Raw genomic sequence first — 25,215 nt, 5'->3', positions numbered from 1 at the left:
CCCAGCCGCGCTGCCGGATCAGGCCAGGGTGAGCGTGGTGCGGCTGCCGGTCCGCCGCCGGTGCACCCGCAGCTGGGTGGGGATCCGGGTCTGGAGCTCGGGGACGTGGCTGACGACGCCGACGACCCGGCCCCCGTCGCGGAGCGTGTCGAGGGTGTCCATGACGTCCTCGAGCGTCTCGGCGTCGAGCGAGCCGAAGCCCTCGTCGACGAACAGGGTGTCGAGGTCGGCGCCGCCGGCCTCGTCGGTGATGACGTCGGCGAGACCCAGGGCGAGCGCCAGCGAGACGACGAAGGTCTCGCCACCGGACAGCGTCGCGGGGTCGCGCGAGTCTCCCGTCCAGTCGTCGCGCACGAGCAGGCTGAGCCCGCCGCGGGTCTCGCCGGCTCCCCGCTGCCCGGTGTGGACCAGGGAGTAGCGCTGGTCGCTCATGGAGGACAGGCGCAGGTTGGCTGCCTCGACCACCTGGCTGAGCCGGTGGGCCAGGACGTAGGCGGAGAGCCTCATCTGGTGACGGTTGTCGGGGTGCTTGCCCTCCACGAGGGCGGACAGGTCGCCCACCAGGTCGAGGTCGGTGAGCACGGGACGCCACGCGTCGAGGGCGGCGGTGAGGGAGCCCTGGAGCGCGCGCAGCCGGCGCTCGCGGTCCCGCAGGGCCACCTCGGCCTGCCGGGCGGTCGCGAGCGCCTCCTTGGCGTGGTGGTGTGCCCGGGCGAGCGCCTCGAGGTCGGGGGGCTCGGACGCCGCTGCGCGGACGAGCGCGTCGTCGGCGAGGAGGTCGCCGACGCGCGCGACCTCGCGCTCGTGCTGCTCGATGGCCTGCTGCAGGGCGTCGAGCTCGGGCTCGGCCAGCCAGGACGAGGCGGCGACGGAGGAGGACGTGAATCCCCGGGCGATCGCCACCTCGTCGGCTGCCTCCTGCGTGCTGGTCGCGGTGGTGCGCGCCCGAGCGAGCTCGGTGGTGAGCCGCTGGTGCTCCTGGGCGAGCGACTCGACCTGCTGGTGGTGTGCGGCGAGCGCGTCGAGGTCGGTACCCCCGGCCACCACGGCGTCCACCTGCTCTCGCAGCGCCGCCACCCGCGCGGCGAGGCCCGCAGCCTCGGCGTCCTGCTGGGCAGCCGTGGCGATCAGGGCCGCCCGACGTTCGGTCAGCCTCGCCTGCTCCTCCTCGAGCGAGGCGACCCGGCCGGCGAGCGGGGCGGTCGTGGCGGCCAGGGCGCGGACCTCGTCGAGCCGTGCACGTGCCGCCGCCTCCTCGGCGAGGAGGCCGCGGAGCGAATCGCCGGACTCCGCCCGGGCGGTCGCCAGCTGCTGCTCGAGCCCTCGGACCTGCTGGGCGTGCGCCTCGACGACGACCTCGAGGTCGTCGACCTCGCGACGCGCCTCACGCTCCGCGGCCTCGTCGGGGGCACCCTGCGCGGGCGACGCGGGACGCGGGTGGTCGTGCGAGCCGCACACCGGGCAGCTCGCACCGACGGCGAGCTTGGCGGCGATCTCGGCGGCCATGCCGTCGAGCCGCCGCTCGCGGATCTCGACGAGCGTCTCGCGGGCGAGCAGGCGCGCGTCGGTGGCCGCGCGCAGCTCCTCGCTGGCAGCCGCGACCCGGGCGGCCAGGGTCTCGGCGGTGCGGGCGGCGTGCACCCGGACTCGCAGCTGCCCCAGGTCGCGCTCGACCTCCTCGGCCGTCGCCGCCGCCGCGCGCGCCTGCGCGAGGGCAGGCTCGAGCTCGGCCAGGGCGAGGGGGATCTCCGCGACGCGCGCCTCGATCCGGTCGACCTCGACCCCGGTCTGCTCGCGTGCCCGGAGCACGCGGTCGTGCTGACGGTCGATGTCGTCGGCCTGGCGCAGCAGCGGGCGGACCCGGGCGATGTCGGTGAGCGCACGTGTCGCGGTGCGGTGGTGCTCGGCGACGGCCCGCTCGTCGAGGGTGGGCTCGCCGAGGAGCGAGCCGAGCGCGTCGTGGGAGTCGGCGGCGCGGCGCTCCAGGGCGTCGACCTCCGCACGGGAGCGGACAGCCAGGTCGTGGAGGGGACGCACCGCACCGGCTCGCTGCGCCTCGTCCGCACGACGCCGGCGGCTCGCGTGCTCCTCCGCGCCCGCTGCGAGCTCGTCGCGGGCGCGCCGAGCCGCGGCGTACGTCGCACGGAGGCCGGCGAGCTCGGTGCCGGCGGCGCTGGCGTCGGCGGCACGGACCTCGGCCGCGACGGCGGCCTCGACGAGCACGGTCTGCTCGCTGGACGCGGTCGCAGCGGCGTCCGCCAGCCCGGTGACCCACCCGGGCAGCAGGTCGGGGTCGGAGGACCAGTCCTCGGGGGGCACGTCGCCAGCCACCTCGCTGGTCCGGCTCACCAGGTCGGCCACGGCGCCACGGTGCGACTCCGACGTCCGTCTGAGCTCGACCCGACGCTCGCGGAGCCAGCGTTCGGTGCGGTCGAAGCGACCCGTCTGGAAGACCTGCTGGAGCAGGGCGTGCCGTTCGTCGGACCGGGCACGGAGGAACGCCTGGAACCGCCCCTGCGGCAGGAGCGCGACCTGGCAGAACTGGGGGAGCGTCATCCCGACGAGCCGGGTCACGAGGTGCCCGGTCTCGTCGAGCCGGGTGCTGAGCGGGTGCCACTCGGCGGTGGGCTCGCCGGGACCCCCCGGTCGGCGCTCGGAGATGACCACCCGTGCCTGCTCGGTCGTGGTGCCGGTGCCGCGCTTCTTCGCGCGGGTCCAGGCAGGTGACCGGTCGATGCGGAACCGGCGCCCCGACAAGGTCGCCTCCAGCACGACGCGCGGGGCGACGCCGGGGGCCGCGTGGTCCGAGCGGAGCCGCTTGGCGACGGCCCGGTCGCCGGGGACGTCGCCGTAGAGCGCGAAGCACACGGCGTCGAGGATGCTCGACTTGCCAGCGCCGGTGGGCCCGCTGAGCAGGAACAACCCGGCGTCGGAGAGCGCGTCGAAATCGACGGTGACGGGGTCGGCGAAGGGGCCGAAGGCGGTGACCTCGAGCCGGTGCAGCCTCACGCCGTGGCCTCCCCGTGGTCGCCGACGCCGCCGGGACCGGCGGTGCTGCCGACGAGGACGTCCTGGTCGGGGTCGTGGCAGCAGGCGTCGATCGCTTCCCGGAGCAGCGACGACTCGGCCGCGGTGGCCGCCGAGCCGCGCACGTGGCGTACGAAGTCGAGGGAGATGGCGTGGTCGCTCGTGCCGGCGGCGGGACGGCCGGGGGTGCGGGGGTCGGCGACGGGTGTCGGGAACTGGAGGACCAGGGTGTGCGGGAAACGGCGGCGCAGCTTCTCCATCGCGCGGGCCGGGCGCCGGTCGTCGGTGAGCGTCACCTGGACCCAGTCGTCCTCCCGGTCGGCGAGGGACGGGTCGGTCAGGAGCTCGGCGAGGGTGCCGGCGAGGCGGGTGAGCCGGCGGGGGACCGGGGCGTCGATCCACGTCGCCGAGGTGAGGCCCCGGGCGCCGAGCTCCACGAGCCAGGACCCCTTGACGTGGTCGGCCTCGGAGAACGAGTAGGCCAGCGGCGAGCCGCAGTAGCGCAGACCCTCCGCCAGCACGTGGCGGCCGTGCAGGTGCCCGAGCGCGGTGTAGTCGATGCCGTCGAAGAGCCCCGTCGCCACCCGCGACACGCCCCCGACACTGATGTCGCGCTCGGACTCCGACGGTGTCGCGCCCGCGACGAACGCGTGAGCCATCACCACCGACCGGGTCGTCGCGGGGCGGGCGGCGAGGTCGGCGCGCACGCGGACCATGGCCTCGGCGAGCGCGACCTCGTGGCTGCGGCGAGCGAGCGCCCAGGGCTCGAGCAACGCCGAGGGGTCGAGGTAGGGGAGTGCGTGGATCGCCACGTCCCCGTGCTGGTCGTGCAGCACGACGGGCCTGCCCACGCTCGACGCGTCGGTGCGCACGAACACGCCGGCGGCGTCCATCAGCCGGGAGCCGAAGCCGAGGCGCTGCGCGCTGTCGTGGTTGCCGCTGCTCACCACGACCTGCGCGCGCGAGGCGGCGAGCCGGGCGAACGTCTCGTCGGCCAGCGCGACGGCGTCGACGTGGGGGAGCGCCCGGTCGTAGACGTCGCCGGAGACCACGACGACGTCGACCTCCTCCCGCGCCACCACCTCGAGCAGGTGGTCGACGAACGCACCCTGGTGGCCCAGGAGGTCCTCACGGTGGAAGGACCTCCCCAGGTGCCAGTCAGAGGTGTGGAGGATGCGCACGGGACGACCGTAGGACGTCGCACCGACAGCGTCGGGCCACCACGCCGCCGACCGCTCAGGAGTAGCGGACCGACCGCCCCGGGGAGGTGAACCCCCACAGGTCGATGCCGGCCTCGTCGGCCAGCCGGGCCGCGAGGCTCGTCGGCGCGCCGACGGCCACGATGCTCCCGATGCCGGAGGCCGCGGCCTTCTGGACCAGCTCGAACCCGACGCGTCCGCTGAGCACGAGGCACGCGGCTGCGGGCGGGTCGCCGGCGAGGACCCTCGCGCCGACCACCTTGTCGACCGCGTTGTGCCGTCCCACGTCCTCGCGGACCACGAGCATCGTGCCGTCGGCGTCGGCGAGGCCGGCCGCGTGCACGCCGCCGGTCCGGGCGAACAGCGTCTGCCGCTCGCGCAGCGACTCCGGGAGGCGGCGTACGACCTCCGGTGCGGGCCGGGAGCCGGGCCACGGCGCCGCAGCGCGCGTCGAGAGCGCGTCCGCGACGCTGTCCTTGCCGCACACCCCGCACGCCGACGACCCGGCGGACGCGGCGACGTGGCGGTGGGGGAGGTCTGCGGTGGTCCCGGCGAGGGTGACCGTGACGACGTTGAACTCCTGCTCGGGTGCGAGGTCGGTGTCGGTGCAGTAGGCGACCTGGGCGAGCGCGTCCGCCGTGGCGAGGCCCTCGTTGACGAGCCAGCCGGCCGCCAGCTCGAAGTCGTGCCCGGGGGTGCGCATCGTGACCCAGGCGCGCCGCGCCGGCAGGGCCGCGGTGCGGACACGGATCTCGAGCGGCTCCTCGGTGATCAGCCGGTCCTCGCGCTCGAGCGGGGCCGCGTCCGTGTGCTCCACCACGCGCGTACGGACCGAGGGCCCCGGGCGTCGAGCGCGCTGCGTCGTCACGTCCCGACCCTAGCCAACGACACCTGCGCGCACCGCCCTCGCGGGTGGTCGAGATCACCCCGTCGCGGATGCGGACCGGGCTGCTACCCGCACGTAACATGTAAGAGCCGCAAAGGAGTGGCAACGTCTTACACATTCGCTCACCACGTGAGGGCCACACGCCCTCGGAAGGATTGATCTCCGATGAACCCGCAGCTGCACCTCGCCCTCAGCCTCGTCGACGCGCGAGCGCGCTCGACCGAGGACCGAGCCCTCCTGCGCAACATCGAGATCGCCCGTCGTGAGGAGCGTCGCGCCCGCCGCGCTGAGCGTCGCGTCACCCGCTGACCCAGTGCGGCGCGCGTCCGACCCCACGTCGGACGTCCGCCCCGAGCCGCGCCCAGCGCGCGCCGCGGTGGTGGAGGCACCCTGTCGGATCCCCCGTCCGGCAGGGTGTTCCTGATTTGCGGGGGAGCGGTCCGGGGGACCGTCCGGCCTCTGGCATCGTGGAGGCCATGAGCGACCAGACCCCGGACCCGCAGCTGCGCAGCGTCGAGCTCACCCGCATCGGGCCCGCCCGGTTCAAGGCGACCAACGCCCGAGGCGGTGAGACGTTCTTCGGGACCGGGGGAGAGGACCCCGACTTCACGCCCGTCGAGCTGCTGCTCGCCGCGATCGCCGGGTGCAGCGCGCTCGACGTCGAGGCGATCACCCACAAGCGCACGACGAGCACGACGTTCGACGTCCACGCCGAGGGCCGCAAGGTGCGCGACGAGCACGGCAACCACGTCACCGGTTTGCGCGTGGCGTTCGACGTCGCGTTCCCCGACAGCCCTGAGGGCGACGCGGCGCGCGAGCGTCTGCAGTCGGCGATCGAGATGTCGCGCGACCGGCTGTGCTCGGTCTCGCGGACGGTCCAGCTCGGCGAGGAGGTCGTCTACGACCCGGTCAGCCGATCGTGACCTTCTCGATGGTGACGGGCTTGTTGGGTGCACCGCCACCGGCCGGGTTGCTGTTGTCGTTGCCCTCGGCCGCGATCGCGTCGATGACCTTCAGCCCGGCCTCGTCGATCGTGCCGAAGGTCGTGTAGCTCGGCGGGAACTGCGAGTCGCGGAAGACCAGGAAGAACTGCGAGCCGTTGGTGTCCGCTCCGGCGTTGGCCATCGCGAGGGTGCCGGCCGGGTAGGTCTCGTCGCCGGTCAGCTCGTCGCCGAAGGAGTAGCCCGGCCCGCCCGAGGAGGTGCCGGTCGGGTCGCCGCACTGCAGGATGCCGAAGCCGTCCTGGTCGCCGATCCGCGGGCACGGGGTGTCGTCGTAGAAGCCCTGCTCGGCGAGCGAGACGAACGAGTTCACGGTGCAGGGGGCGTCCGCGCGGTCCAGCGTCAGGCCGATGTCGCCGAAGCTGATCGTCATGGTGGCGGTCACGGTGCCCTCGGACTCGGCGTCGGCGGGCGGCGGGTCGACCTCGCGCGCGGCCTCCTGGCCGTCCTCGGGGTACTCGCAGGTCACGGTGGCCGCCGGCGAGTCGGTGGTCTCGGTGGCGTCGGAGGCCGTGTCACCCCCGTCGCTCTCGTTGCCGCACCCGGCGAGGGCGAGCACGGACAGGCAGGCGGCCACGGCGGCCAGTCGCTTCAGCATGGCGCCGAGGATAGCCAGCGCCGCCTCACATCTCCTCGTGGGTGTCCGGGTCGCCGCCGAAGAGGCGCCCGTCCGGCTCGGCGAGCCCGGAGATCGCCGCCATCTCCTGGTCGGTGAGCTCGAACCCGAAGACGTCGAGGTTCTGCGCCTGCCGCGCCGGGTCGCCCGACTTGGGGATCGGCAGTGACCCGAGCTGGACGTGCCAGCGGAGGATGACCTGGCCCGGCGTGACGCCGTACGCCTCGGCGGGCGCCGTCACGGCGTCCTCGTCGAGGGGGGCCCGGCGCTTGCCCATCGGGCTCCACGCCTCCGTACGGATCCCGAGGCGCTCGTGGACCGCGCGCAGCGCCTCCTGCGGGAAGCGGGGGTGCAGCTCGACCTGATTGACCGCTGGGGTGACCCCGGTGTCGTCGATGATCCGGGTGAGGTGCTCCTCGGTGAAGTTCGAGACGCCGATGGAGCGGACCAGGCCGTCCTTCTGCAGCTGGACCAGCGCGCGCCACGCCTCGACGTAGTGACCCTGGCTCGGGTTGGGCCAGTGAATGAGGTGGAGGTCCGTGTGCTCGAGGCCGAGACGGTCGAGGGACGCGCGCACCGACGCGATGGCGTCGTCGTAGCGGTGGTGGCGGCCGGGGATCTTGCTCGCCACGAGCACCTCGTCGCGGGGCAGGCCGGAGCGGCGGAGCGCCTCACCGACCTCGAACTCGTTCTCGTAGTTCACCGCCGTGTCCACCAGGCGGTAGCCCGCCTCGAGGGCACCGAGGATCGAGGTGGTGCCGGCCTCGCCGCGCAGGGGATAGGTGCCGAAGCCGATCGCGGGGATCGTGGTGCCGTCGTTGAGGTCGTAGGTCGGGATCTGGGCCATGGACCCAACGTAGGGCCCCCGCCAAGCACCGGGGACCGTGTCCACAGCCCGTGGTGGGCGGGGTCAGCGGTCGAGGCGCAGCTCCTGGGCGTCGATCATGGACGAGGCGCGGGCGAGGGCTCCGGTGCTGTACGCCCCGATGGCCCGCTCCTCGTGGAGGGCCTCGCGCATCAGCGAGATGAACTCACGGTGCAGGAGCAGCCGCTGCGCCTGCTGCGTCAGCGCCTCGGGGGTGCCGCCGGCGCGGTGCTCCTCGACCCGCTCGAGCCAGGCGAGCTGCTGCTCGGCCAGGTCGCGGTCGATCGGCTGCCCGTCGATGACGATCTGGTCGAGGGGGCCCAGGGCGGCTGCGGCCGTGGTGGTGATGTCGCCGAAGAGCTCGGCCACCTCGGCACGCTCGCGGTCGGGGTCGACCCCGGAGACGCCGAGCCTGCGGATCAGCAGCGGCAGCGTGCCGCCGTACACGAGGAGCGAGACGACCGCGACGACGAACGCGACGGTGACGAGCAGCGTGCGCTCCTCGACCTCGGGCGGGATCGTGAGGGCGGCCGCGAGGGTGACGACGCCCCGCATGCCCGCCCACGACAGCACGGCCCCGCCGCGGGCCGTCACCGGCTCGCTCGCCTGGTAGGCCACGTCGGCGCGACCGCGCGCCACGCGCCGCCGGAACTGCGACATCCGCTGCTGCCCGCGCGGGCTGTCGATGCGCGGACCGCCCTGGTCGGCCATCGAGTCCACGCGGTCGCTGATCTGGTCGAGCCGCCTGCGCATGGCGTCGAGCCTCGGCTGCTGACGACGCTCGCCGAGGATCTCCACGCCGACGAACCCGACGCGCAGCACCAGGAGGAGCGCGAGCACGAGGGCTGCGATGCCGAGCACCTCCTGCGGCGTGCTCGAGGAGTCGTCGAGGTCGCGCAGCAGCGACTCCAGCTGCAGGCCCATCAGGAGGAAGACGCCGTTCTCCACGAGGAACTGCAGGGTGAGCCAGTTGGTGCGCTCGGTGAGACGTTCGCGGGCGCTGAACCGCCGTGCCCCGTGGTGGCCCGCGACGAGGCCCGCGACGACGACGGCGACCACGCCGGAGGCCTCGGCCTCCTCGGCGGGGAGGAAGGCGAGGAACGGGACGATGAAGCTGACCGCCGTCGTGAGGACGGGGTCGTCGAGCCGGCTCCTCAGCCACACGGTGGCGTGCCCGACGACGTACCCGACGAGCGCCGCCAGCGCCACCGCGCGGACGAAGTCGAGGACCGCGTCGCCGAGGCTGAAGCCGGCCGTGATCGCGAGCAGGGCGGTGCGCAGCACGACGAGGGCCGACGCGTCGTTGAGCAGGCTCTCGCCCTCCAGCACGGTCATCAGCCGGTGGGGGAGTCCGAGCCGCTTGCCGATCGCGGTCGCGGCGACGGCGTCGGTGGGGCTGACGACCGCGCCCAGCGCGACTCCGGCGGCGAACGAGACCTCCGGCACGACCAGGTGCACGACCGCGCCGACGGCGAGGGCCGACACGACGACCAGCGTGACGGAGAGCCAGGTGATCATGCCGAAGCTGCGTCTCAGGTCGATGACCGGCACCTGCACCGCCGTGGCGTACAGCAGCGGTGGCAGCGCACCGAGCAGGATCCAGTCGGGCTCGAGCTCGAACTCCGGCGTGGCGGGGACCAGGCTGAAGACGATGCCGACGACGAGCAGGACCAGGGGAGTCGCGATCCCGGTCCGGCGGGACAGCACGGCGGCCACGACGATGGCCGTGAGCGCCGCGATGGCCAGGGTGAGCAGGTGCACGCCCGCAAGGGTAGGACGGCGTCAGCCGACGCGCGCCCGCCCGCCGAGCGCGTCGAGGGCCGACTGCAGCCCGGCGCGCGCGTCGTCGCACAGGCGCGCCACCGACCGCGCGGCCAGCCGGTCGGCGAGCCGGGGGAGGCGGCGGTAGCGGTACGAGGTCGTGTACTCCACGACGGTCGTGCCGCCGTGGCTGCGCAGCTCGATGAGGTCGTGGGCGGCCACCAGGTCGCTCTCACCGACCCACTCGATGACGGCGTCTGGCTCGAGCCGCGTCACCGTGTAGCGCATCGGCACGGTACGGCCGGCGAACGCCACCTCGCACTCGTAGACCGAGCCGGTGCCGCCGTCGCCCTCGACGCGCCGTGCGCCGGACGCCCGCGGGTCCCAGGCGTTGACGGAGGTGAAGTCGGCGAGGAAGGCGTACACCGCGGATGACGGCGCGTCCGCGGCGACCGTGCGTACGAAGGTCAGCATCCGGTCCGGTACCCAGGCGGCCGCGATGGCACGCGCCGCGCGCTAGTGTGAGGCGCATGCCGCGCTTCGTGCTGCATGACCACCGCAAGCCCTCGCCGCACTTCGACCTGCGCCTCGAGGAGGACGGGGTGCTGCGCAGCTGGGCGGTGCCCAAGGGCCTTCCGCAGGACTCCGCGCACGACCGGCTCGCGATCGCCGTGGCGGACCACGACCTGGAGCACGTCGACCACGAGGACGAGCACAAGACGGTCGCCGACACCGGCACGTGGGACGAGCACGACCGCGACGAGCGACGTCTGGTGTTCTCGCTGCACGGCCGCGAGGGCGTACGCCGTTATGCGTTGATCCAGACCGGCGGCACCCAGTGGTTGCTCCACCTGACCAAGGAGCAGGGGAGCACGTGAGGCAGCCCCAGCCGGGATCCGGTCATCAGATAATGACATAATGTCAGTTATCGGCGACATTCTCACGTGTGCCAGTGGGTTTGAGCCCCGCGTCGCGGCGACGTCACGAAGCCACTGAAGGACGGTGGAGTCCTGAGGTCACGACGTGGCCTCCCGGCTCCACCATCCAATTGCTACGCCGGCGCCCGCGCGTCCCGGAACGGCGTCAGCGCCAGCCCCACGGTGACCGTCGCGAACACGCCGACCGCGACGAACCACACCGCCCAGCGCACGCCGTCGGCGATGTCGGACTGCAGCCCGCGGGCCGTCAGGCCGGTTCGGGGCGGAGGCTCCTCGTGGTCGATGCGGCTGAGTGCGAACGCCGACCAGAGATAGGTGAGCGAGTCGAGCACCACGGCGAGCGGCGCCCCGACCGCACTCACCAGCAGCCCGCCCAGCGCGGGACCGGTCGTCGAGGCGACGGCGTCGGCGCCGTCGATGCGCGCGTGCGCGGGCTGCAGGTCGGACCGGGGCACGAGCCGGGGCGCCGTCGAGGGTGAGCACCACCAGCGCCTGCAGCGCGAACAACGTCACGTACGTGCCCAGGCCGGAGACCGCCGCCGCGCGCCAGTAGAGCGTGAACGAGCGCGAGATCACCCCAGGCGCCGGAGCTGGTAGGTGCCGGCCGTCGAGGCGACGACCTCGCCCTGCACGTCGGTCAGCGTGGCCTCGAGCCCGAACTCCCCCTTGCCGGTCGCCAGGGCGTCGGCGCGCACCCGCGTCACCTCGTCCGGCGACAGCGTGGTCGTCGCCCGGACGACCCCGACGGCCGGCCGGCGGAACCGGATCGTCGACTCCTTGACCAGCGGCACGTACCCCGCGAGCTCGCCCTCGAGGTCGAAGGTCCGCAGGCACAGCACGCCGCCGAGCATCTCGGCGAGGCTGAACAACGACCCGGCGTAGGTGACGCCGAAGTGGTTCACGTTGGGTTCGGGAGGGAGCTCGGCGGTGGCGAGTCCCGCCCGGACCTCCACGACTCGGATGCCCATGGCCTCCAGGATCGGGACGGATCCGAGGCCCACGGCTTCCTCCACTCTCAACGTATAGGCCATCAGGGGGCTTGCCGCAAGGCCCCCGCGCTGCCCCACACTGCACGGCGTGATGCCGCAGGACGCCCCCACAGACACCCCCACAGACACCCACCCGTTCGCCCTTCCCGACGCCCTCGCAGCCAAGGCCGCGCCCGACCTCATCGATGCCGACCGCGCCCACTTCGCGGCGATCGGCGTGAGCCTGGGCCACGCCGTCGCCGAGCTCGAGCAGGCGCTCGCCGACGCCCGGCGCACCACTGCGCGCCACGGCACGGCGGCGCTCGAGCGGGACCAGGAGGTGCACCGCCTGTCCTCGCGGCTGCGCGCACTGCGCAGGTACGACCTCGACCTCTGCCTCGGCCGGATCGTGCCCGCCGACGGCACGGAGCCGACGTACGTCGGTCGCTTCGGCCTCGCCGGCCCCGACGGCCGCCGGCTCCTCGTCGACTGGCGCTCCCCCGCCGCCGAGCCGTTCTTCGCCGCCACGCACGCCCACCCCCAGGGCCTCGTCAGCCGCCGCCGCTACCGGTGGGCGAACGGTCGTGTCGTGGACTACTGGGACGAGGCGTTCACCGACGAGGGCCTGGGCCACACGGCGGCGCTCGACGACCAGTCGGCGTTCCTCGCGACCCTGGGCGGCAGCCGTACGCCCCGCATGCGCGACGTGCTCGGCACGATCCAGGCCGACCAGGACGCCATCGTCCGTGCCGGCTCGCGCGGCGCCCTCGTCGTGGACGGCGGTCCCGGCACGGGCAAGACGGTCGTGGCGCTGCACCGCACGGCGTACCTCCTCTACGCCGACCCCCGGCTCGGGCACCGCCGGGGCGGGGTGCTGTTCGTCGGGCCCCACGAGCCCTACCTCGCCTACGTCGCCGACGTGCTCCCGAGCCTCGGCGAGGAGGGTGTCCGGACGTGCACGGTCCGCGACCTGGTGCCCGAGTCCCCCGCCGCCGTCCCCGAGCCCGACGACCGTGTCGCCGCGCTCAAGTCGGACCTGCGGATGGTCGCCGCCATCGAGCCCGCGGTGGCGCTCTACGAGGAGCCGCCGACCGAGGCGTACGTCGTCGAGACCCCGTGGGCCGACGTCCGGATCACCGCGGCGGAGTGGGCCGAGGCGTTCGACGCCGCGGATCCCGGCACGCCGCACAACCTCGCCCGCGACGACGTGTGGGACGAGGTCGTGACGATCCTCGTGGACAAGGCCGTCGACGTGCTTGAGGAGCCCACCGGCGACGAGGTCCGGCGGTTCCTGGACCGGCACGCGGGCCTGCGCGACGCGTTCGACCGCGCCTGGCCGCTGATCGAGCACACGGACCTCGTGGGCGACCTCTGGACCGTCCCCGCCTACCTCCGGCGCTGCGCTCCGTGGCTGGAGGCCGACGAGGTGCGTGCGCTGCGCCGCGACGACCCCGGCGCCTGGACGTACGCCGACCTGCCGCTGCTCGACGCCGCGCGACTGCGCCTCGGGGACCCGGAGGCCTCGCGACGCAGGAGGCAGGCAGCAGCCGCGGAGGCACGCGAGCGGGCCAGGATGGACGAGGTCGTCGACGACCTGCGGACCACGGCCCGCGAGAGCGGCGCCGACGAGTTCGGCGACGGCCTCGTCTCGATGCTCGTCCACGACGACCTCCGCACGGCGCTCGTCGACGACGGTGCGCTGCCGACGCACGACGTCGACGTGCTGGCGGGACCCTTCGCCCACGTCGTGGTCGACGAGGCGCAGGAGCTCACCGACGCCGAGTGGCAGATGCTGCTGCGCCGCTGCCCCTCCCGCAGCCTGACCGTCGTCGGCGACCGCGCGCAGGCTCGCCGCGGGTTCGCCGAGCCGTGGACCGAGCGGCTCGCCCGCATCGGCCTGCCCGACGCCACGGTGGCTCCCCTGACGATCAACTACCGCACGCCGGCGGAGGTGATGGCCGAGGCGGCGCCCGTGATCCGCGCCGCCGTGCCCGGTGCCAACGTCCCGACATCGGTCCGCGAGAGCGGGGTCCCGGTGCTCCACTCCCCCGCGACCCGGCTCGAGGAGGTCGTCGACGAGTGGCTCGCGACGCACCCCGAGGGCACCGGGGCCGTCGTCACCGCGGACGTGCGGAGGCTGCCCGGGCGCTGGCACCCCCGGGTGCGGTCGCTCACCCCGGAGCTCGCCAAGGGCCTGGAGTTCGACCTCGTCGTCCTCGTGGACCCCGACGACCTGGGCGCAGGGGTCGCCGGAGCCGTCGACCGCTACGTCGCGATGACGCGCGCCACCGAGCGGCTGGTGGTGCTCAGGTCATGACGGCCTCGTGGTCACGGCCGTGCTGCGAGGGCGTCCCGCAGAGCGCTGACGTCCTCGGGCGAGACCCGGCAGCACCCGCCGACGAGCCGGCCACCGCCCTCCACCCACGCGGCGACGTCGGCCGCGTCGAACGCCGAGCGGCCCTCCCACTCCCGCGTGACGGCGTTCCAGCCCTGACCCGAGTTGGGGTACACGACGACGGCGCCGTGCCGGCCGGCGAGCGGCACGGCGGCCCCGGCGTCGCTCGGAGTCGTGCAGTTGACGCCCACGGCCAGCACCTCGGCGACGTCGGCCGCCATGGCGAACGCGTCCTCGAGGGGCTCGCCCGCGCGCGTACGGCCGCCCGCGGCCGACAGCGAGAGCCAGGCCGGCACGCCGGTGCCGTCGAGCTCGGCGAGCACCGCCTCGACCTCGGCCAGGCAGGGCACGGTCTCGACGGCGAGCACGTCGGCGCCGTCTCCCACGGTGGAGGCCAGGACGTCGAGCCGTGGCCGGTGGAAGGCGCGCAGGCCCGCGACGTCGAGGTCGTAGTCGCCGCGGTACTCCGACCCGTCGGCCAGCACCGCGCCGTAGGGGCCCACCGAGGCGGCGACCCAGCCGCCCGGCGCGGTGTCGTCGCGCGCCTCGGCGGCGACGGCCACGCTGCGCCGCAGGAGCCGCTCGACCTCGCCCCGCTCGACCCCTTCGGACGCGAAGCCCTGGAAGGACACCTGGTAGGACGCGGTGATCGCGACCTCCGCACCTGCGGCGAAGAACTCGCGGTGCGCGGCGCCGATCGCGTCGGGGTCGTCGCGCAGCAGGCGCGCCGACCAGAGGTCGCTCGACAGGTCGTGGCCGTGTCGCTCGAGCAGGGTCGCGAGGCCGCCGTCGAGGACGACGGGACGCCGGGCGATGGTGTCGGCGAGGCTGCCGCGGAGGCTGTCACGGGTCACGGCACGAGTCTGGCACCCGAGGGGTGTGCCCGCCGCTTGGTCTCGTCGGCGACGATCGCCGCGTGCCCGAAGGCCACACCATCCACCGTCTCGCCCGCCGCCACGCCCGGCTGCTGGGCGGTGAGCGCGTGTCCGCCGACAGCCCGCAGGGACGGTTCGAGGACGGCGCCGCGCTGCTCGACGGGCGCGTCCTGACCCGCACCGACGCGTGGGGCAAGCACCTCTTCCACCAGTACGACGACCTCTGGCTGCACGTGCACCTCGGCCTCTACGGCACGTTCCGCGACGGCGCCCTGCCCGCACCGCTCCCCCGCGGCGCCCTGCGTCTGCGGCTCCAGGGCGCCGGTCACTGGCTCGAGCTGCGTGGCCCCACCGCGTGCGAGGTGATGACCGACGGGGAGCGGAAGGCGGTGCTCGCCAGGCTCGGTCCCGACCCGCTGCGTCGTCGCCCCGACCGGGAGGCGTTCGTGGCGCGCGTGCTGCGCAGCCGGGCCCCCGTCGCCACCCTCCTGATGGACCAGTCCGTCGTCGCCGGGGTCGGCAACGTCTACCGCGCCGAGGTGCTGTTCCGGCAGCGGCTCGAGCCGTACCGTCCCGGACGCGACCACGACGCCGCCGTGCTGCACGCGCTCTGGGACGACCTCGTCGTGCTGCTGCGCGCCGGCGTCCGCGCGGGTCGCATCGTCACCACGCGGCCCGAGGACCGCGAGCGCCCCGCCGGACGGCCGCGGCGCGTGGACGCCCACTACGTGTACGGCCGGGCGGGGCTGCCGTGCCGTGTCTGCGGGACGGCGGTGCTGGACACGATGATCGCCGCCCGGCGCCTGTTCTGGTGCCCGGTCTGCCAGGCCTGAGCACAGGTTCCCAGCCGGGATCGACCTCAGGCCCCGACGTAGGCAGCGAGGTGCTTGCCGGTGAGCGTCGGCTCCTGCGCGGCGACCATGTCGGCCGGGGTGCCCTCGAAGACGATGGTGCCGCCCTCGTGCCCGGCACCGGGGCCGATGTCGATGATCCAGTCCGCGTGCGCCATGACCGCCTGGTGGTGCTCGATGACGATGACGGACTTGCCCGCGTCGACGAGCCGGTCGAGCAGGCCGAGCAGGTTCTCCACGTCGGCGAGGTGGAGGCCGGTCGTCGGCTCGTCGAGGATGTAGACGTCGCCCTTCTCCCCCATCTGCACCGCGAGCTTGATGCGCTGCCGCTCGCCGCCGGACAGCGTGCTGAGCGGCTGGCCGAGCGTGATGTAGCCCAGGCCGACGTCGGCGAGGCGGTCCAGGATCTTGAGCGCTGCCGGGATCTTCGCCTCGCCCGCGCCGAAGTGCTCGCGGGCGTCGGTCACCGACATCTCGTGCACCTCGGCGATGTCCTTGCCGCCGAGGGTGTGCTCGAGCACCTCCGCCTTGAACCGGCGGCCCTCGCACTCCTCGCAGGGTGACTCGACGGTGGCCATCGGGCCGAGCTCGGTGAAGATCACCCCGGCGCCGTTGCAGGTGGGGCAGGCGCCCTCGGAGTTGGAGCTGAACAGCGCGGGCTTCACGCCGTTGGCCTTCGCGAAGGCCTTGCGGATCGGCTCGAGGAGGCCGGTGTAGGTCGCGGGGTTGCTGCGCCGCGAGCCCTTGATCGCACCCTGGTCGATCACGATGACGTCCTCGCGGCCGGCCAGCGAGCCGTGGATGAGCGAGCTCTTCCCGGAGCCCGCGACTCCGGTGACCACGGTCAGCAGGCCGAGCGGCACGTCGACGTCGACGTCCTTGAGGTTGTGCGTGCTCGCGCCGCGCACCTCCATCGTCCCGGTGGCCTCGCGCACGGCGTCCTTGAGCCGGGCGCGGTCGTCGAGGTGCGTGCCGGTGATGGTCCCGCTCGCGCGGAGGCCCTCGACGTCGCCCTCGAAGCAGATCTGCCCACCGGCGGCGCCGGCCGCGGGGCCGATGTCGACGACGTGGTCGGCGATCTCGATCGTCTCGGGCTTGTGCTCCACCACCAGGACGGTGTTGCCCTTGTCGCGCAGCTGCCGCAGGAGGTTGTTCATCCGCTCGATGTCGTGCGGGTGCAGGCCGATGGTGGGCTCGTCGAAGACGTAGGTGACGTCGGTCAGCGACGACCCGAGGTGGCGGATCATCTTCGTGCGCTGGGCCTCGCCGCCGGACAGGGTGCCCGCAGGACGGTCCAGGGAGAGGTAGCCGAGCCCGATCTCGGAGAAGGAGTCGAGCAGGTGCTGGAGCCCCTTGAGCAACGGCGCGACGGACGGCTCGTCGAGGTCGCGGACCCACTCGGCGAGGTCGCTGATCTGCATCGCGCACAGGTCGGCGATGGACTTGCCGTTGATCTTCGACCTCCGGGCCTCGGGGGTCAGCCGGGTCCCCTCGCAGTCCGGGCAGGTCTGGAAGGTCACCGCCCGGTCCACGAAGCGCCGGATGTGCGGCTGCATCGCCTCGGGGTCCTTGGACAGGATCGACTTCTGGATCTGCGGGATCATCCCGGTGAAGGTGAGGTTGACCCCCTCGACCTTGAGCTTCGTCGGCTCCGACCACAGCATCGTCTCGAGCTGCTTCTTGGTGAACGACTTGATGGGCTTGTCCATCGGCAGGCCCATGCCCTCGAACAGCCGGCCGTACCACCCGTCCATGGAGTAGCCGGGCACCGTCAGCGCACCCTCGGAGAGCGACTTCTCTTCGTCGTAGAGCGCCGTGAGGTCGATGTCGTTGACCTTGCCCATGCCCTCGCAGCGCGGGCACATGCCGCCGAGGTAGACCTCCTGCTTGGCGATGCGCCGCTCGGTGCGGCCACCCTTCTCGGTGGTCATCATCCCGCTCGCCTTGCGGGTCGGGACGTTGAAGGAGTACGCCGTGGGCGGGCCGACGTAGGGGTCCCCGAGGCGGCTGTAGAGGATCCGCAGCATCGCGTTGGCGTCGGTCGCGGTGCCGACGGTCGAGCGCGGGTTGGCGCCCATCCGCTCCTGGTCGACGATGATCGCGGTCGTCAGGCCCTCGAGGTGGTCGACGTCCGGGCGGGCGAGGGAGGGCATGAAGCCCTGCACGAAGGCGCTGTAGGTCTCGTTGATCATCCGCTGGGACTCGGCCGCGATGGTCGCGAACACCAGCGAGCTCTTGCCCGACCCCGAGACGCCGGTGAAGACCGTCAGCCGGCGCTTGGGCAGCTCGACGCTGACGTTCTTCAGGTTGTTCTCCCGGGCTCCCTCGACGCGGATCAGGGCGTGGTCGTCGGCTGGGTGTGTGGTGGTCATGCTGGGCATCTCCCCGGGTGTCCGTGCTGCCTGCTCGATCGCGGCCAATCCTGCCAGTACGACGGGCCCCGGCGCCCCGATGTGACGGCCCCGTCCCTCGGGATGGTGTGGAGGGTTTGTCCACCGTGCGACCGTCGGTGCCATGACCACACACGACGACCAGATCGCGACCGTTGCCGAGATCATGAAGGAGACGCGCATCGCCGTGCTCACCTACACGTCGCTGCAGGGCGCGCTCGTCTCGACGCCGATGGGCACCCAGGACTTCGACGAGCCCGGCACGACCTGGTTCCTCACCGAGCGGAGCTCGGACAAGGTCGCCGCGATCGAGGCGGACCCCCGGGTCAACGTCTCCTACTCAAGCAACGCCGGGTGGGTGTCGTTGTCGGGCACGGCGCGGGTGAGCGAGGACCGCGAGAAGCTGCGTGAGCTGTGGGACGCGTCGGCCGGGGCGTTCATGTCCGGCGGTCCGGACGACCCGGACAACGTGCTGCTCGAGATCGACGGGGCGACGGCCGAGTACTGGGAGTCCCCCGGCAAGGTCAAGGCCGCCATCCAGCTCGCCAAGGGGCTCGTGGGCGACAGCACCCCCGACCTCGGCGACAACGACACCGTCATCCTCTGAGCCGTGCTCGTCGAGGCCCGAGGTCCCGCGCACGCCGACGAGGTGTGGCGCCAGTTCACCGACCCCGACACCTGGTCCACGTGGGCACCGCTCATCCAGCACGTCGACGCCGACGACCCCGCGCTCGTGACGGGCACGACGGGACGCGTGCACGGCCCGGCCGGCGTGGCGGTCGACTTCCGGGTCACCGACCTCGACGCGGACCTGCGCTCGTGGACGTGGTCGGTGGGACGAGGTCCCGCCGCCGTCCGGATGGACCACCACGTGCTCCCGGCGCCGGGCGGCGGGAGCCGGGCCGTGCTGCGGGTCGCCGCTCCGGCCGCGGCCGTCCTCCAGCCCTACCGCGTCCCCGCGGCCGGCGCCCTGCGGCGGCTCGTCGGCAGGACCGGCGGCGGTGACGTCGCCCCGGACGCGGTCGAGGCCTTCGACTTCGCGTTCGCCCCGGCGTACGCCCTCCCCGCGCGCGCGTTCGGCGTCACGCCCGCGACGACCACCGTCGAGCTCGGGCCGCAGTGGCTCTACGTCCGCTACGGGCCGTGGCGGCTGGTCACCCCGCGCAGCAACATCGCCTCCACCGAGGTGACCGGCGGCTTCCGGTGGCACCGCACCGCCGGACCGCCGCACCTGTCGCTGACCGATCGTGGCGTCTCGTTCACCACCAACGGTGAGCGCGCGCTCTGCCTGACCTTCCACGAGCCCGTCCCCGCCATCGACCCGACCGGGGCGATCCGGCACCCCGGGGCGACCCTCGCGGTCGCCGATCCCGAGCGACTGGCGGAGGCCCTCGGCCTCGACGCCTCCTGACCCGCCCGCAGGGGACGCGGGGCGCGGGTCAGGCGCGCGCGACCTCGAGCCCCAGCCACGCCGCGAGCGCGTCGACCTCGGCGTCCACGCGGGCCCGCCGCGACCGCGACCAGTCGCCGTCCTCGTGCACGGCGTCCACGATCAGCACCCCGCCGTCGCGGTCCGCGGTGGCGTCGACCTTCCCGACGAGCTCGTCGCCGTCGAGGACCGGCATCGCCCAGTAGCCCCACCGGCGCGTGGCGGCCGGCTTGTACATCTCCAGCTGGTAGTCGAAGGCGAACAGGTCCTCCATCCGCTTGCGGTCGAACACCAGCCGGTCGAGGGGAGACAGCACGGCCGTGCGCCCCTCGAAGGCATCGAGGTCGGCGAGTCGGTCGGGGTCCACGCGCCACGTGCCGCGTACGCCCTCGACGCGGGCGCCCAGGCCGGTGTCGCGCACCGGGTGGCGCTCGTCCCACGCCTCCAACGCGCGCGGGCGGGCGATGCCGAGGGCGCGGAGCCGGCGCGAGGCGAGGGTGCGGTGCGCCTCGGCGACGGGCACGGCCGGGTCGCCGGGGTGGACGCGCGAGGCCAGGTCCCAGCGGCGCTCGCGACCCTCGCGGGTGGCGACGGCGACCTCGCCGCGCGACTCCAGGCACTCGAGGAGCTTCATGACGTTCTTGTTGTCGGTCCAGCCGGTCGAGCGCCACGGCACCTCGCAGGTGTCCGGAAGGTCCCGGGCGGCGGTCGGCCCCTCCGCCCGGAGCAGCGCGAGGATCTCGCGACGGCAGGCGTCGTTCGCGGCTACCCAGTCGCGCAGGTCCTCCTGCCACTCCTTCAGCGGCGGCTCACCCGGCCACAGGTCCATGTCGGCGCGGTGCAGCGCGATGTCCTCGCCCGGCAGCAGGTGGGCCCTGTGCTCGACCAGCGCCCCGTCGCCGACCAGCTCTTCGAGGTCCCCGGGGTCGTAGGCCTCCCCCAGCCGGCTCCACAGCGCGAGGTCCGGGTGCTGCGCGACGACGTTGGTCAGGTCGACCTGCAGGAAGCCGAGGTGCCGGATCGTCTCCAGCGCGTCCGCGGGCCTATGCGCGGACAGCAGCTGCGCGCGTACGGCGATGCGCCGGGCCTGCTGCGGCGTGAGTAGGAGGTCGGCGGCCATGGCCGCGATCCTAGGCCCGGTCGAGGCGGGCGGATGGCCCCATCGGGCCCGCGCGATGGGACCACGGCCATGGCCCGAACGGGTCATTCGTGCCCCAGATCGGGCAATCCTGCTCCCGTTCGCGCCATCCGGGCGCGCTCCGGTGCGACCCTCGAGAGCACCCGCAGGAGGGCTGCGGGACGCCGATCGAGTGGGGGCAACACCATGTGGGACACCGTCGAGACCAACGCGGTGCACCTGTCGCACGACCTGCCGTGCAGCGCCTGCGGCCACGGCCGGCACACCTACCTGCCGTGCTCGGACAGCTGCGACTGCGTCCACGGGCGCGACCGGGTGCTCAGCACCCTCTGAGCACCGCGCCCCCGGCAGCGCTCAGCGCTGCGTGACGGGTCCACCCGTCGTACGCCGGCGCACCCGCTGGCGGATCCGGTGCCGGGCCTTGGCGACGACGCCCTGGCGCGGCGGCGGGTCGCCGTGCTCGTCGATCTCGTAGGCCTCCACCTTCGCCAGCCGCGGACGCGCGTGGTCGTCGACCACCTCGCCGGTGACCCACCACATCCGCAGTCCCCGCCCGGCCAGCCGGAGGAAGGCCAGGTTGTTGTCGAACCACGGTCCCTCGGCGTAGGTCCACGTCAGCGGCGCGTCGGGCACCTTGGTCGAGCGGGCCGCGAGCCGTCCGACGGGCCCCGCCACGCCGTACGACAGCACCGCCGTCGCGAACCGCATGTTGCGCGAGAGCGGGTTGCGGATCGGCGAGCAGACCGCCTGCAGCACCGTCGAGGTGAGCCGCGGACCGCCCTTCGCGGGTCGCGCCTCGCTGACGTAGCTGTGGTGCACGTCGCCGGACAGGAACGTCACGGTCGACGGAGCGCGTCCGCGCTCCCCTGCCGCGACCTCCATCGCCTGGTGGGCCACCTGCTGGAAGCTGTGCTGGAACGCACCCCAGTGCTCGAGGTCCACGGTCTGGCGCAGCTTCTCGCCGAGCCGGCCCCCGCGCTCGCCCCACGCTCCGTCCGCGAGGGCCTCGCTGAAGGCCTCGAGGTGGTGGAGACCGCGCGCCAGCAGGAACGGCAGCGAGGTCCCGACCAGGAGGTGGTCGACGTCGCCGCGCAGCTGCTGGTCGAGCCACGCCGACTCGTCCGCGTCCAGCATCGCCCGGTCGTCCGGTTCGAGCCGGCGCGCCGCGCGCGAGTCGACGACCACGAGCCGGGCCTGGGTGTCGAAGTCGCGGGTGTAGCTCCAGCGGTAGGTCTCCGGCTCCTGGTCCACCCGCTCGGCGAACGCGTCGAGCAGCGGTCCGAGGTCGTGCTCCCCGCTCTCGTCGCCCGTGTGGGCGCGGACGGCGGCGTACACCTCGTCCTGCTCACGCGCGGCGGGTGAGAGGTTGCCGAGGTGCTGGTAGACCCAGTACGACGCGAGCCCTGCGACGATGCGGCCGTGCCACCACGACGTGGACTCCATCTCGCGCCGCCACTCCAGCGAGGTGTTCCAGTCGTCGCGGATGTCGTGGTCGTCGAAGATCATCGCGCTCGGGACGGTGGACAGGAGCCAGCGGTTGGCGTGGTCGGACCAGGCCAGCCAGTAGAGGTGGGCGTACTCTTCGTAGTCCTTCAGCTCGGTCCACGGCGGCTGGTCGATGTCGCGGCGCGCCTCGATGAACGCGCGCATCTCGTCGGTCGTCTCGTCGGCGTAGACCTGGTCGCCGAGGAAGAGCACCAGGTCGGGCAGCCGCCCCGGCGCGAGGTCGGGGTCGTCGAGGTCCGCGGGGTCGACCTGGTCGGCGACGCGCAGGGCCCAGGCCCGCAGCGCGTCCACCCCGTGGAGGTTGTTGCCCTTCTCGTCGTGCGACACCGACGTGCGGCACGAGCCGAACGCGAGGTGCAGCGGCCGGCCGGCCTCGAGCGTGGCGATGACGGGCGCGGGGAACGGCGAGTCGGGCTCCGGCCACACCCGCGAGCCGTCGACGTCGACCGTGTAGGCCTCGCTGCTCCCGGGCGCGAGGCCGCCGAGCTCGACGAGCGCGTAGTGGTGGCCGTGGACCAGGAACGTACGCGCGCTGGCCGAGGTCGTGCCGCGGGTGACGGTGACGGTCGCCGCGCTCTCGGTCTCGACCCAGACGGCGGCCGACGTCTCGTCGACGTAGCGCAGGAGCGGTCCGAGTCGCAGCGCGCTCACGGCTGGAGCAGGACCTTGATCGCGCGGCGCTCGTCCATCGCGCGGTAGCCCTCGGCCGACTCCGCCATCGGCAGCGTCAGGTCGAAGACCCGGCCGGGGTCGATCGCGCCGGACAGCACGCGGTCGAGCAGGTCGGGCAGGTAGCGACGCACCGGCGCCATGCCGCCGGCCAGGCCGACGTTCTTCTGGAACATCCGTCGCACCGGGAGCTCGACGCCGTGCGGCACCCCGACGAAGCCGACGGTGGCGCCGGGCCGGGCGACGGCGAACGCGGTCTTCATCGCGCCGTCGGTGCCGACGCACTCGAGCACGGAGTCGGCGCCCACCCCATCGGTGAGGTCGGCGAGGATCGCCTCGCCCTCCTTGCCACGCTCGGCCACGACGTGCGTCGCGCCGAAGGCGCGGGCGATCTCCTGGCGCGGCTCGTGACGCGACATCGCGATGACGCGCTCCGCGCCCATCTGGGCCGCGGCGAGCACGCCGCTGAGGCCGACGGCGCCGTCGCCGACCACGACGGTCGTGTGGCCGGGCTGCACGCCCGCGGCGACGGCCGCGTGCCAGCCGGTGGCCATCACGTCGGTGAGCGCCAGCAGCGAGGGGACGAGGTGGTCGTCGGGCATGCCGTCGGTCGCGACGAGGCTGCCGTCGGCCTGCGTCACGCGGGCGTACTCCCCCTGCCCGCTCTGCGTGATGCCGAGGTTGACGCACGCGGACTGCACCCCCGCGGCGCAGTGGACGCACGTGTTGTCGCAGTGGCAGAACGGGACGATGACGAAGTCGCCGACCTTGGTCGTGGAGACGGCCGAGCCGACCTCCTCGACGATGCCGACGCACTCGTGGCCGATCGTCGAGCCGGCGGTGACGTCGTTCTCCCCGCGGTAGGGCCAGAGGTCGGAGCCGCAGATGCAGCCCGCGACGACCTTGACGATCGCGTCGGTGGGCTCCTCGATCCGCGGGTCGGGGACCTCCTCGAAGCGGATGTCACCGGGGGCGTGGATGGTGGTTGCGCGCATGCTCGGATCCTGCCACGCAGCTCCGAGCCCCCCTCCCCCGTAGGGCGGGTCGGCCCGGACGCGCCGGGCGCGGCCACGACTGGCTTTATCTCATATCTGAGATACCGTGGTCGGCATGGCTGACTACAAGGGCCGCATCGGCAACCTCATCCGCGACGCGCGCAAGCACCGCGGTCTCACCCAGCACCAGCTCGCCGACCTCCTCGGCACGAGCCAGAGTGCGATCAACCGGATCGAGAAGGGCCACCAGAACCTCTCCCTCGAGATGCTGGCGCGCATCGGCGCCGCCCTCGACTCGGAGATCGTCGCGCTCGGTGCCGGGCCCACGCACCTGCGGGTCGACGGGCCGACCACGCTCTCGGGCTCCATCGACGTGAAGACCTCCAAGAACGCCGGCGTCGCGCTGCTGTGCGCCTCGCTGCTCAACAAGGGGCGTACGACGCTGCGCAAGGTCGCGCGGATCGAGGAGGTCAACCGCCTGCTCGAGGTGCTCAACTCGCTGGGCGTGGCGACCCGCTGGCTCAACGCGGACAACGACCTCGAGATCGTCCCGCCGCCGCACCTCGACCTCTCGCAGATCGACGAGGGCGCCGCCCGCCGCACCCGCTCGGTGATCATGTTCCTCGGCCCCCTGCTGCACCGGACCGAGGAGTTCGAGCTCCCCTACGCCGGCGGCTGCAACCTCGGCACCCGCACCGTCGAGCCGCACATGACCGCCCTGAGGCCCTTCGGCCTCGAGGTCAAGGCGACCGACGGCGCCTACCACGCGCGCGTCAACCGGGCGATCGAGCCCGAGCGGCCGATCGTGCTCACCGAGCGCGGCGACACCGTCACCGAGAACGCGCTCATGGCGGCCGCGCTGCACCCCGGCACCACCGTCATCCGCAACGCCTCGTCCAACTACATGGTCCAGGACCTCTGCTTCTACCTGCAGAAGCTCGGCGTCGACGTGCAGGGCATCGGCACGACCACGCTGCGGGTCACCGGCCGCTCCTCGATCGACGTCGACGTCGACTACGCGCCCGCCGAGGACCCGATCGAGGCGATGTCGCTGCTCGCCGCCGCCATCGTGACGAAGTCGTCGATCACCATCCGGCGGGTGCCGATCGAGTTCCTCGAGATCGAGCTGGCCACGCTCGAGGAGATGGGCTTCCGCTACGACCGGTCCGAGGAGTACGACGCCCTCAACGGCGAGACCCGCCTGGTCGACATCACGACGCACCCCTCCGAGCTGCACGCGCCGCTCGACAAGATCCACCCGATGCCGTTCCCGGGGCTCAACATCGACAACCTGCCGTTCTTCGCGGTCATCGCCGCCGTCGCCGACGGGCAGACCCTCCTGCACGACTGGGTCTACGAGAACCGGGCGATCTACTTCACCGAGCTCAACAAGCTCGGCGCCCAGGTCAAGCTCCTCGACCCGCACCGGGTGCTCGTCGAGGGCCCGACGCACTTCTCGGGCGCGGAGATCGTGTGCCCGCCCGCGCTGCGCCCGGCCGTCGTGCTGCTGATCGCGATGCTCGCCTCGAAGGGTCGCAGCGTGCTGCGCTCGACCTACGTCATCCACCGCGGCTACGAGGACCTCGCGGAGCGGCTCAACGAGCTCGGCGCCAACATCGAGACCTTCCGCGACATCTGAGACGCGCAGCCTCGACCGAGGCACGAGGTCGGTGCGTCGGCGCGGCCAGATCGAGTAGACCCGCGAC

General features: G+C 73.4%; 22 protein-coding genes and 1 pseudogene. 9 read left to right on the top strand and 14 right to left on the bottom strand.

Going from position 1 to position 25,215, the window contains the following annotated elements:
• Positions 1 to 18: 18 nt before the first annotated feature.
• The 3 genes from F4692_RS16055 to F4692_RS16045 are packed head-to-tail and all read right to left on the bottom strand — an operon-like array spanning position 19 to position 5,094.
• Positions 19 to 3,009 carry an AAA family ATPase gene (locus F4692_RS16055; RefSeq protein WP_179620717.1) on the bottom strand — a complete coding sequence of 997 codons (2,991 nt, stop codon included), beginning with the start codon at positions 3,007 to 3,009 and terminating at the stop codon, positions 19 to 21.
• Entirely contained in the window at positions 3,006 to 4,208 is a 1,203-nt protein-coding gene (locus tag F4692_RS21865) for an exonuclease SbcCD subunit D (protein WP_179620716.1), read from the bottom strand. The genes F4692_RS16055 and F4692_RS21865 overlap by 4 nt, the downstream gene beginning before the upstream one ends.
• A 55-nt stretch (positions 4,209 to 4,263) precedes the next feature.
• A complete protein-coding gene (locus tag F4692_RS16045) occupies positions 4,264 to 5,094 on the bottom strand; it encodes a formate dehydrogenase accessory sulfurtransferase FdhD (protein WP_179620715.1) in 831 nt (276 codons plus the stop codon).
• 183 nt (positions 5,095 to 5,277) lie between these two features.
• Between F4692_RS16045 and F4692_RS16040 the strand changes: the two genes are divergently transcribed.
• Positions 5,278 to 5,421, top strand: coding sequence for a hypothetical protein (locus F4692_RS16040; protein ID WP_179620714.1), 144 nt, complete (start codon positions 5,278 to 5,280; stop codon positions 5,419 to 5,421).
• Between the two features lie 167 nt (positions 5,422 to 5,588).
• Positions 5,589 to 6,035 (top strand): OsmC family protein, encoded by a 447-nt coding sequence (locus F4692_RS16035; RefSeq protein ID WP_179620713.1) that lies wholly within the window; start codon positions 5,589 to 5,591, stop codon positions 6,033 to 6,035.
• Here F4692_RS16035 and F4692_RS16030 read toward each other — a convergent pair.
• The 4 genes from F4692_RS16030 to F4692_RS16015 form a co-directional block, all read right to left on the bottom strand.
• On the bottom strand, positions 6,022 to 6,711 hold the full coding sequence (locus F4692_RS16030; protein WP_179620712.1) for a peptidylprolyl isomerase: 690 nt from the start codon (positions 6,709 to 6,711) through the stop codon (positions 6,022 to 6,024). The genes F4692_RS16035 and F4692_RS16030 overlap by 14 nt on opposite strands.
• 25 nt (positions 6,712 to 6,736) lie before the next feature.
• A complete protein-coding gene (locus F4692_RS16025) occupies positions 6,737 to 7,576 on the bottom strand; it encodes an aldo/keto reductase (protein ID WP_179620711.1) in 840 nt (279 codons plus the stop codon).
• 63 nt (positions 7,577 to 7,639) lie between these two features.
• On the bottom strand, positions 7,640 to 9,355 hold the full coding sequence (locus F4692_RS16020; RefSeq protein WP_179620710.1) for a cation:proton antiporter: 1,716 nt from the start codon (positions 9,353 to 9,355) through the stop codon (positions 7,640 to 7,642).
• Between the two features lie 21 nt (positions 9,356 to 9,376).
• Positions 9,377 to 9,829 (bottom strand): SRPBCC family protein, encoded by a 453-nt coding sequence (locus tag F4692_RS16015; RefSeq protein ID WP_179620709.1) that lies wholly within the window; start codon positions 9,827 to 9,829, stop codon positions 9,377 to 9,379.
• 56 nt (positions 9,830 to 9,885) lie between these two features.
• Here F4692_RS16015 and F4692_RS16010 point away from each other — a divergent pair, with 56 nt between their 5' ends.
• Positions 9,886 to 10,233 carry a DNA polymerase ligase N-terminal domain-containing protein gene (locus F4692_RS16010; RefSeq protein WP_179620708.1) on the top strand — a complete coding sequence of 116 codons (348 nt, stop codon included), beginning with the start codon at positions 9,886 to 9,888 and terminating at the stop codon, positions 10,231 to 10,233.
• A gap of 173 nt (positions 10,234 to 10,406) precedes the next feature.
• Here the strand turns inward: F4692_RS16010 and F4692_RS16005 are convergent.
• A pseudogene (locus F4692_RS16005) lies at positions 10,407 to 10,751 on the bottom strand (MFS transporter); the annotation flags it as partial.
• A gap of 114 nt (positions 10,752 to 10,865) precedes the next feature.
• Complete coding sequence (locus tag F4692_RS16000) at positions 10,866 to 11,324, bottom strand: PaaI family thioesterase (protein WP_179620706.1); 459 nt, start codon at positions 11,322 to 11,324, stop codon at positions 10,866 to 10,868.
• A gap of 49 nt (positions 11,325 to 11,373) precedes the next feature.
• Between F4692_RS16000 and helR the strand changes: the two genes are divergently transcribed.
• Entirely contained in the window at positions 11,374 to 13,578 is a 2,205-nt protein-coding gene (gene helR / locus F4692_RS15995; protein ID WP_179620827.1) for an RNA polymerase recycling motor ATPase HelR, read from the top strand.
• 11 nt (positions 13,579 to 13,589) lie between these two features.
• Here the strand turns inward: helR and mmuM are convergent, their stop codons facing one another.
• Positions 13,590 to 14,510, bottom strand: coding sequence for a homocysteine S-methyltransferase (gene mmuM, locus F4692_RS15990; RefSeq protein WP_179620705.1), 921 nt, complete (start codon positions 14,508 to 14,510; stop codon positions 13,590 to 13,592).
• Between the two features lie 62 nt (positions 14,511 to 14,572).
• On the opposite strand from mmuM, the gene F4692_RS15985 reads away from it, so the two are divergent.
• Positions 14,573 to 15,364 carry an Fpg/Nei family DNA glycosylase gene (locus F4692_RS15985; RefSeq protein ID WP_179620704.1) on the top strand — a complete coding sequence of 264 codons (792 nt, stop codon included), beginning with the start codon at positions 14,573 to 14,575 and terminating at the stop codon, positions 15,362 to 15,364.
• 26 nt (positions 15,365 to 15,390) lie between these two features.
• Here F4692_RS15985 and F4692_RS15980 read toward each other — a convergent pair whose 3' ends face one another.
• Positions 15,391 to 17,754: an ATP-binding cassette domain-containing protein gene (locus tag F4692_RS15980; protein ID WP_218858648.1), complete on the bottom strand. Its 2,364-nt coding sequence runs from the start codon at positions 17,752 to 17,754 to the stop codon at positions 15,391 to 15,393.
• A gap of 142 nt (positions 17,755 to 17,896) precedes the next feature.
• On the opposite strand from F4692_RS15980, the gene F4692_RS15975 reads away from it, so the two are divergent.
• Both F4692_RS15975 and F4692_RS15970 read left to right on the top strand, forming a co-directional pair.
• A complete protein-coding gene (locus F4692_RS15975) occupies positions 17,897 to 18,379 on the top strand; it encodes a pyridoxamine 5'-phosphate oxidase family protein (protein WP_179620702.1) in 483 nt (160 codons plus the stop codon).
• A gap of 3 nt (positions 18,380 to 18,382) precedes the next feature.
• Entirely contained in the window at positions 18,383 to 19,183 is an 801-nt protein-coding gene (locus F4692_RS15970; RefSeq protein ID WP_179620701.1) for an SRPBCC family protein, read from the top strand.
• A gap of 28 nt (positions 19,184 to 19,211) precedes the next feature.
• Here F4692_RS15970 and F4692_RS15965 read toward each other — a convergent pair whose 3' ends face one another.
• Complete coding sequence (locus F4692_RS15965; protein WP_179620700.1) at positions 19,212 to 20,321, bottom strand: DNA glycosylase AlkZ-like family protein; 1,110 nt, start codon at positions 20,319 to 20,321, stop codon at positions 19,212 to 19,214.
• A gap of 204 nt (positions 20,322 to 20,525) precedes the next feature.
• Here F4692_RS15965 and F4692_RS15960 point away from each other — a divergent pair, with 204 nt between their 5' ends.
• Positions 20,526 to 20,672: a hypothetical protein gene (locus tag F4692_RS15960; RefSeq protein ID WP_179620699.1), complete on the top strand. Its 147-nt coding sequence runs from the start codon at positions 20,526 to 20,528 to the stop codon at positions 20,670 to 20,672.
• A 21-nt stretch (positions 20,673 to 20,693) separates the two neighbouring features.
• Here F4692_RS15960 and F4692_RS15955 read toward each other — a convergent pair whose 3' ends face one another.
• Together F4692_RS15955 and F4692_RS15950 are read right to left on the bottom strand one after the other, a co-directional pair.
• Positions 20,694 to 22,496, bottom strand: coding sequence for an alkaline phosphatase D family protein (locus F4692_RS15955; RefSeq protein WP_179620698.1), 1,803 nt, complete (start codon positions 22,494 to 22,496; stop codon positions 20,694 to 20,696).
• Complete coding sequence (locus F4692_RS15950) at positions 22,493 to 23,509, bottom strand: zinc-dependent alcohol dehydrogenase family protein (protein WP_179620697.1); 1,017 nt, start codon at positions 23,507 to 23,509, stop codon at positions 22,493 to 22,495. Before F4692_RS15950 ends, F4692_RS15955 begins: the two co-directional genes overlap by 4 nt.
• A 115-nt stretch (positions 23,510 to 23,624) precedes the next feature.
• Here F4692_RS15950 and F4692_RS15945 point away from each other — a divergent pair, with 115 nt between their 5' ends.
• Positions 23,625 to 25,148, top strand: a complete 1,524-nt coding sequence (locus tag F4692_RS15945; RefSeq protein ID WP_179620696.1) for a helix-turn-helix domain-containing protein — start codon at positions 23,625 to 23,627, stop codon at positions 25,146 to 25,148.
• Positions 25,149 to 25,215: the final 67 nt, after the last annotated feature.

Source organism: Nocardioides cavernae, from assembly GCF_013410035.1.
Lineage (GTDB): Bacteria > Actinomycetota > Actinomycetes > Propionibacteriales > Nocardioidaceae > Nocardioides > Nocardioides cavernae_A.
This window is presented reverse-complemented; position numbering and strand designations above follow the sequence as displayed.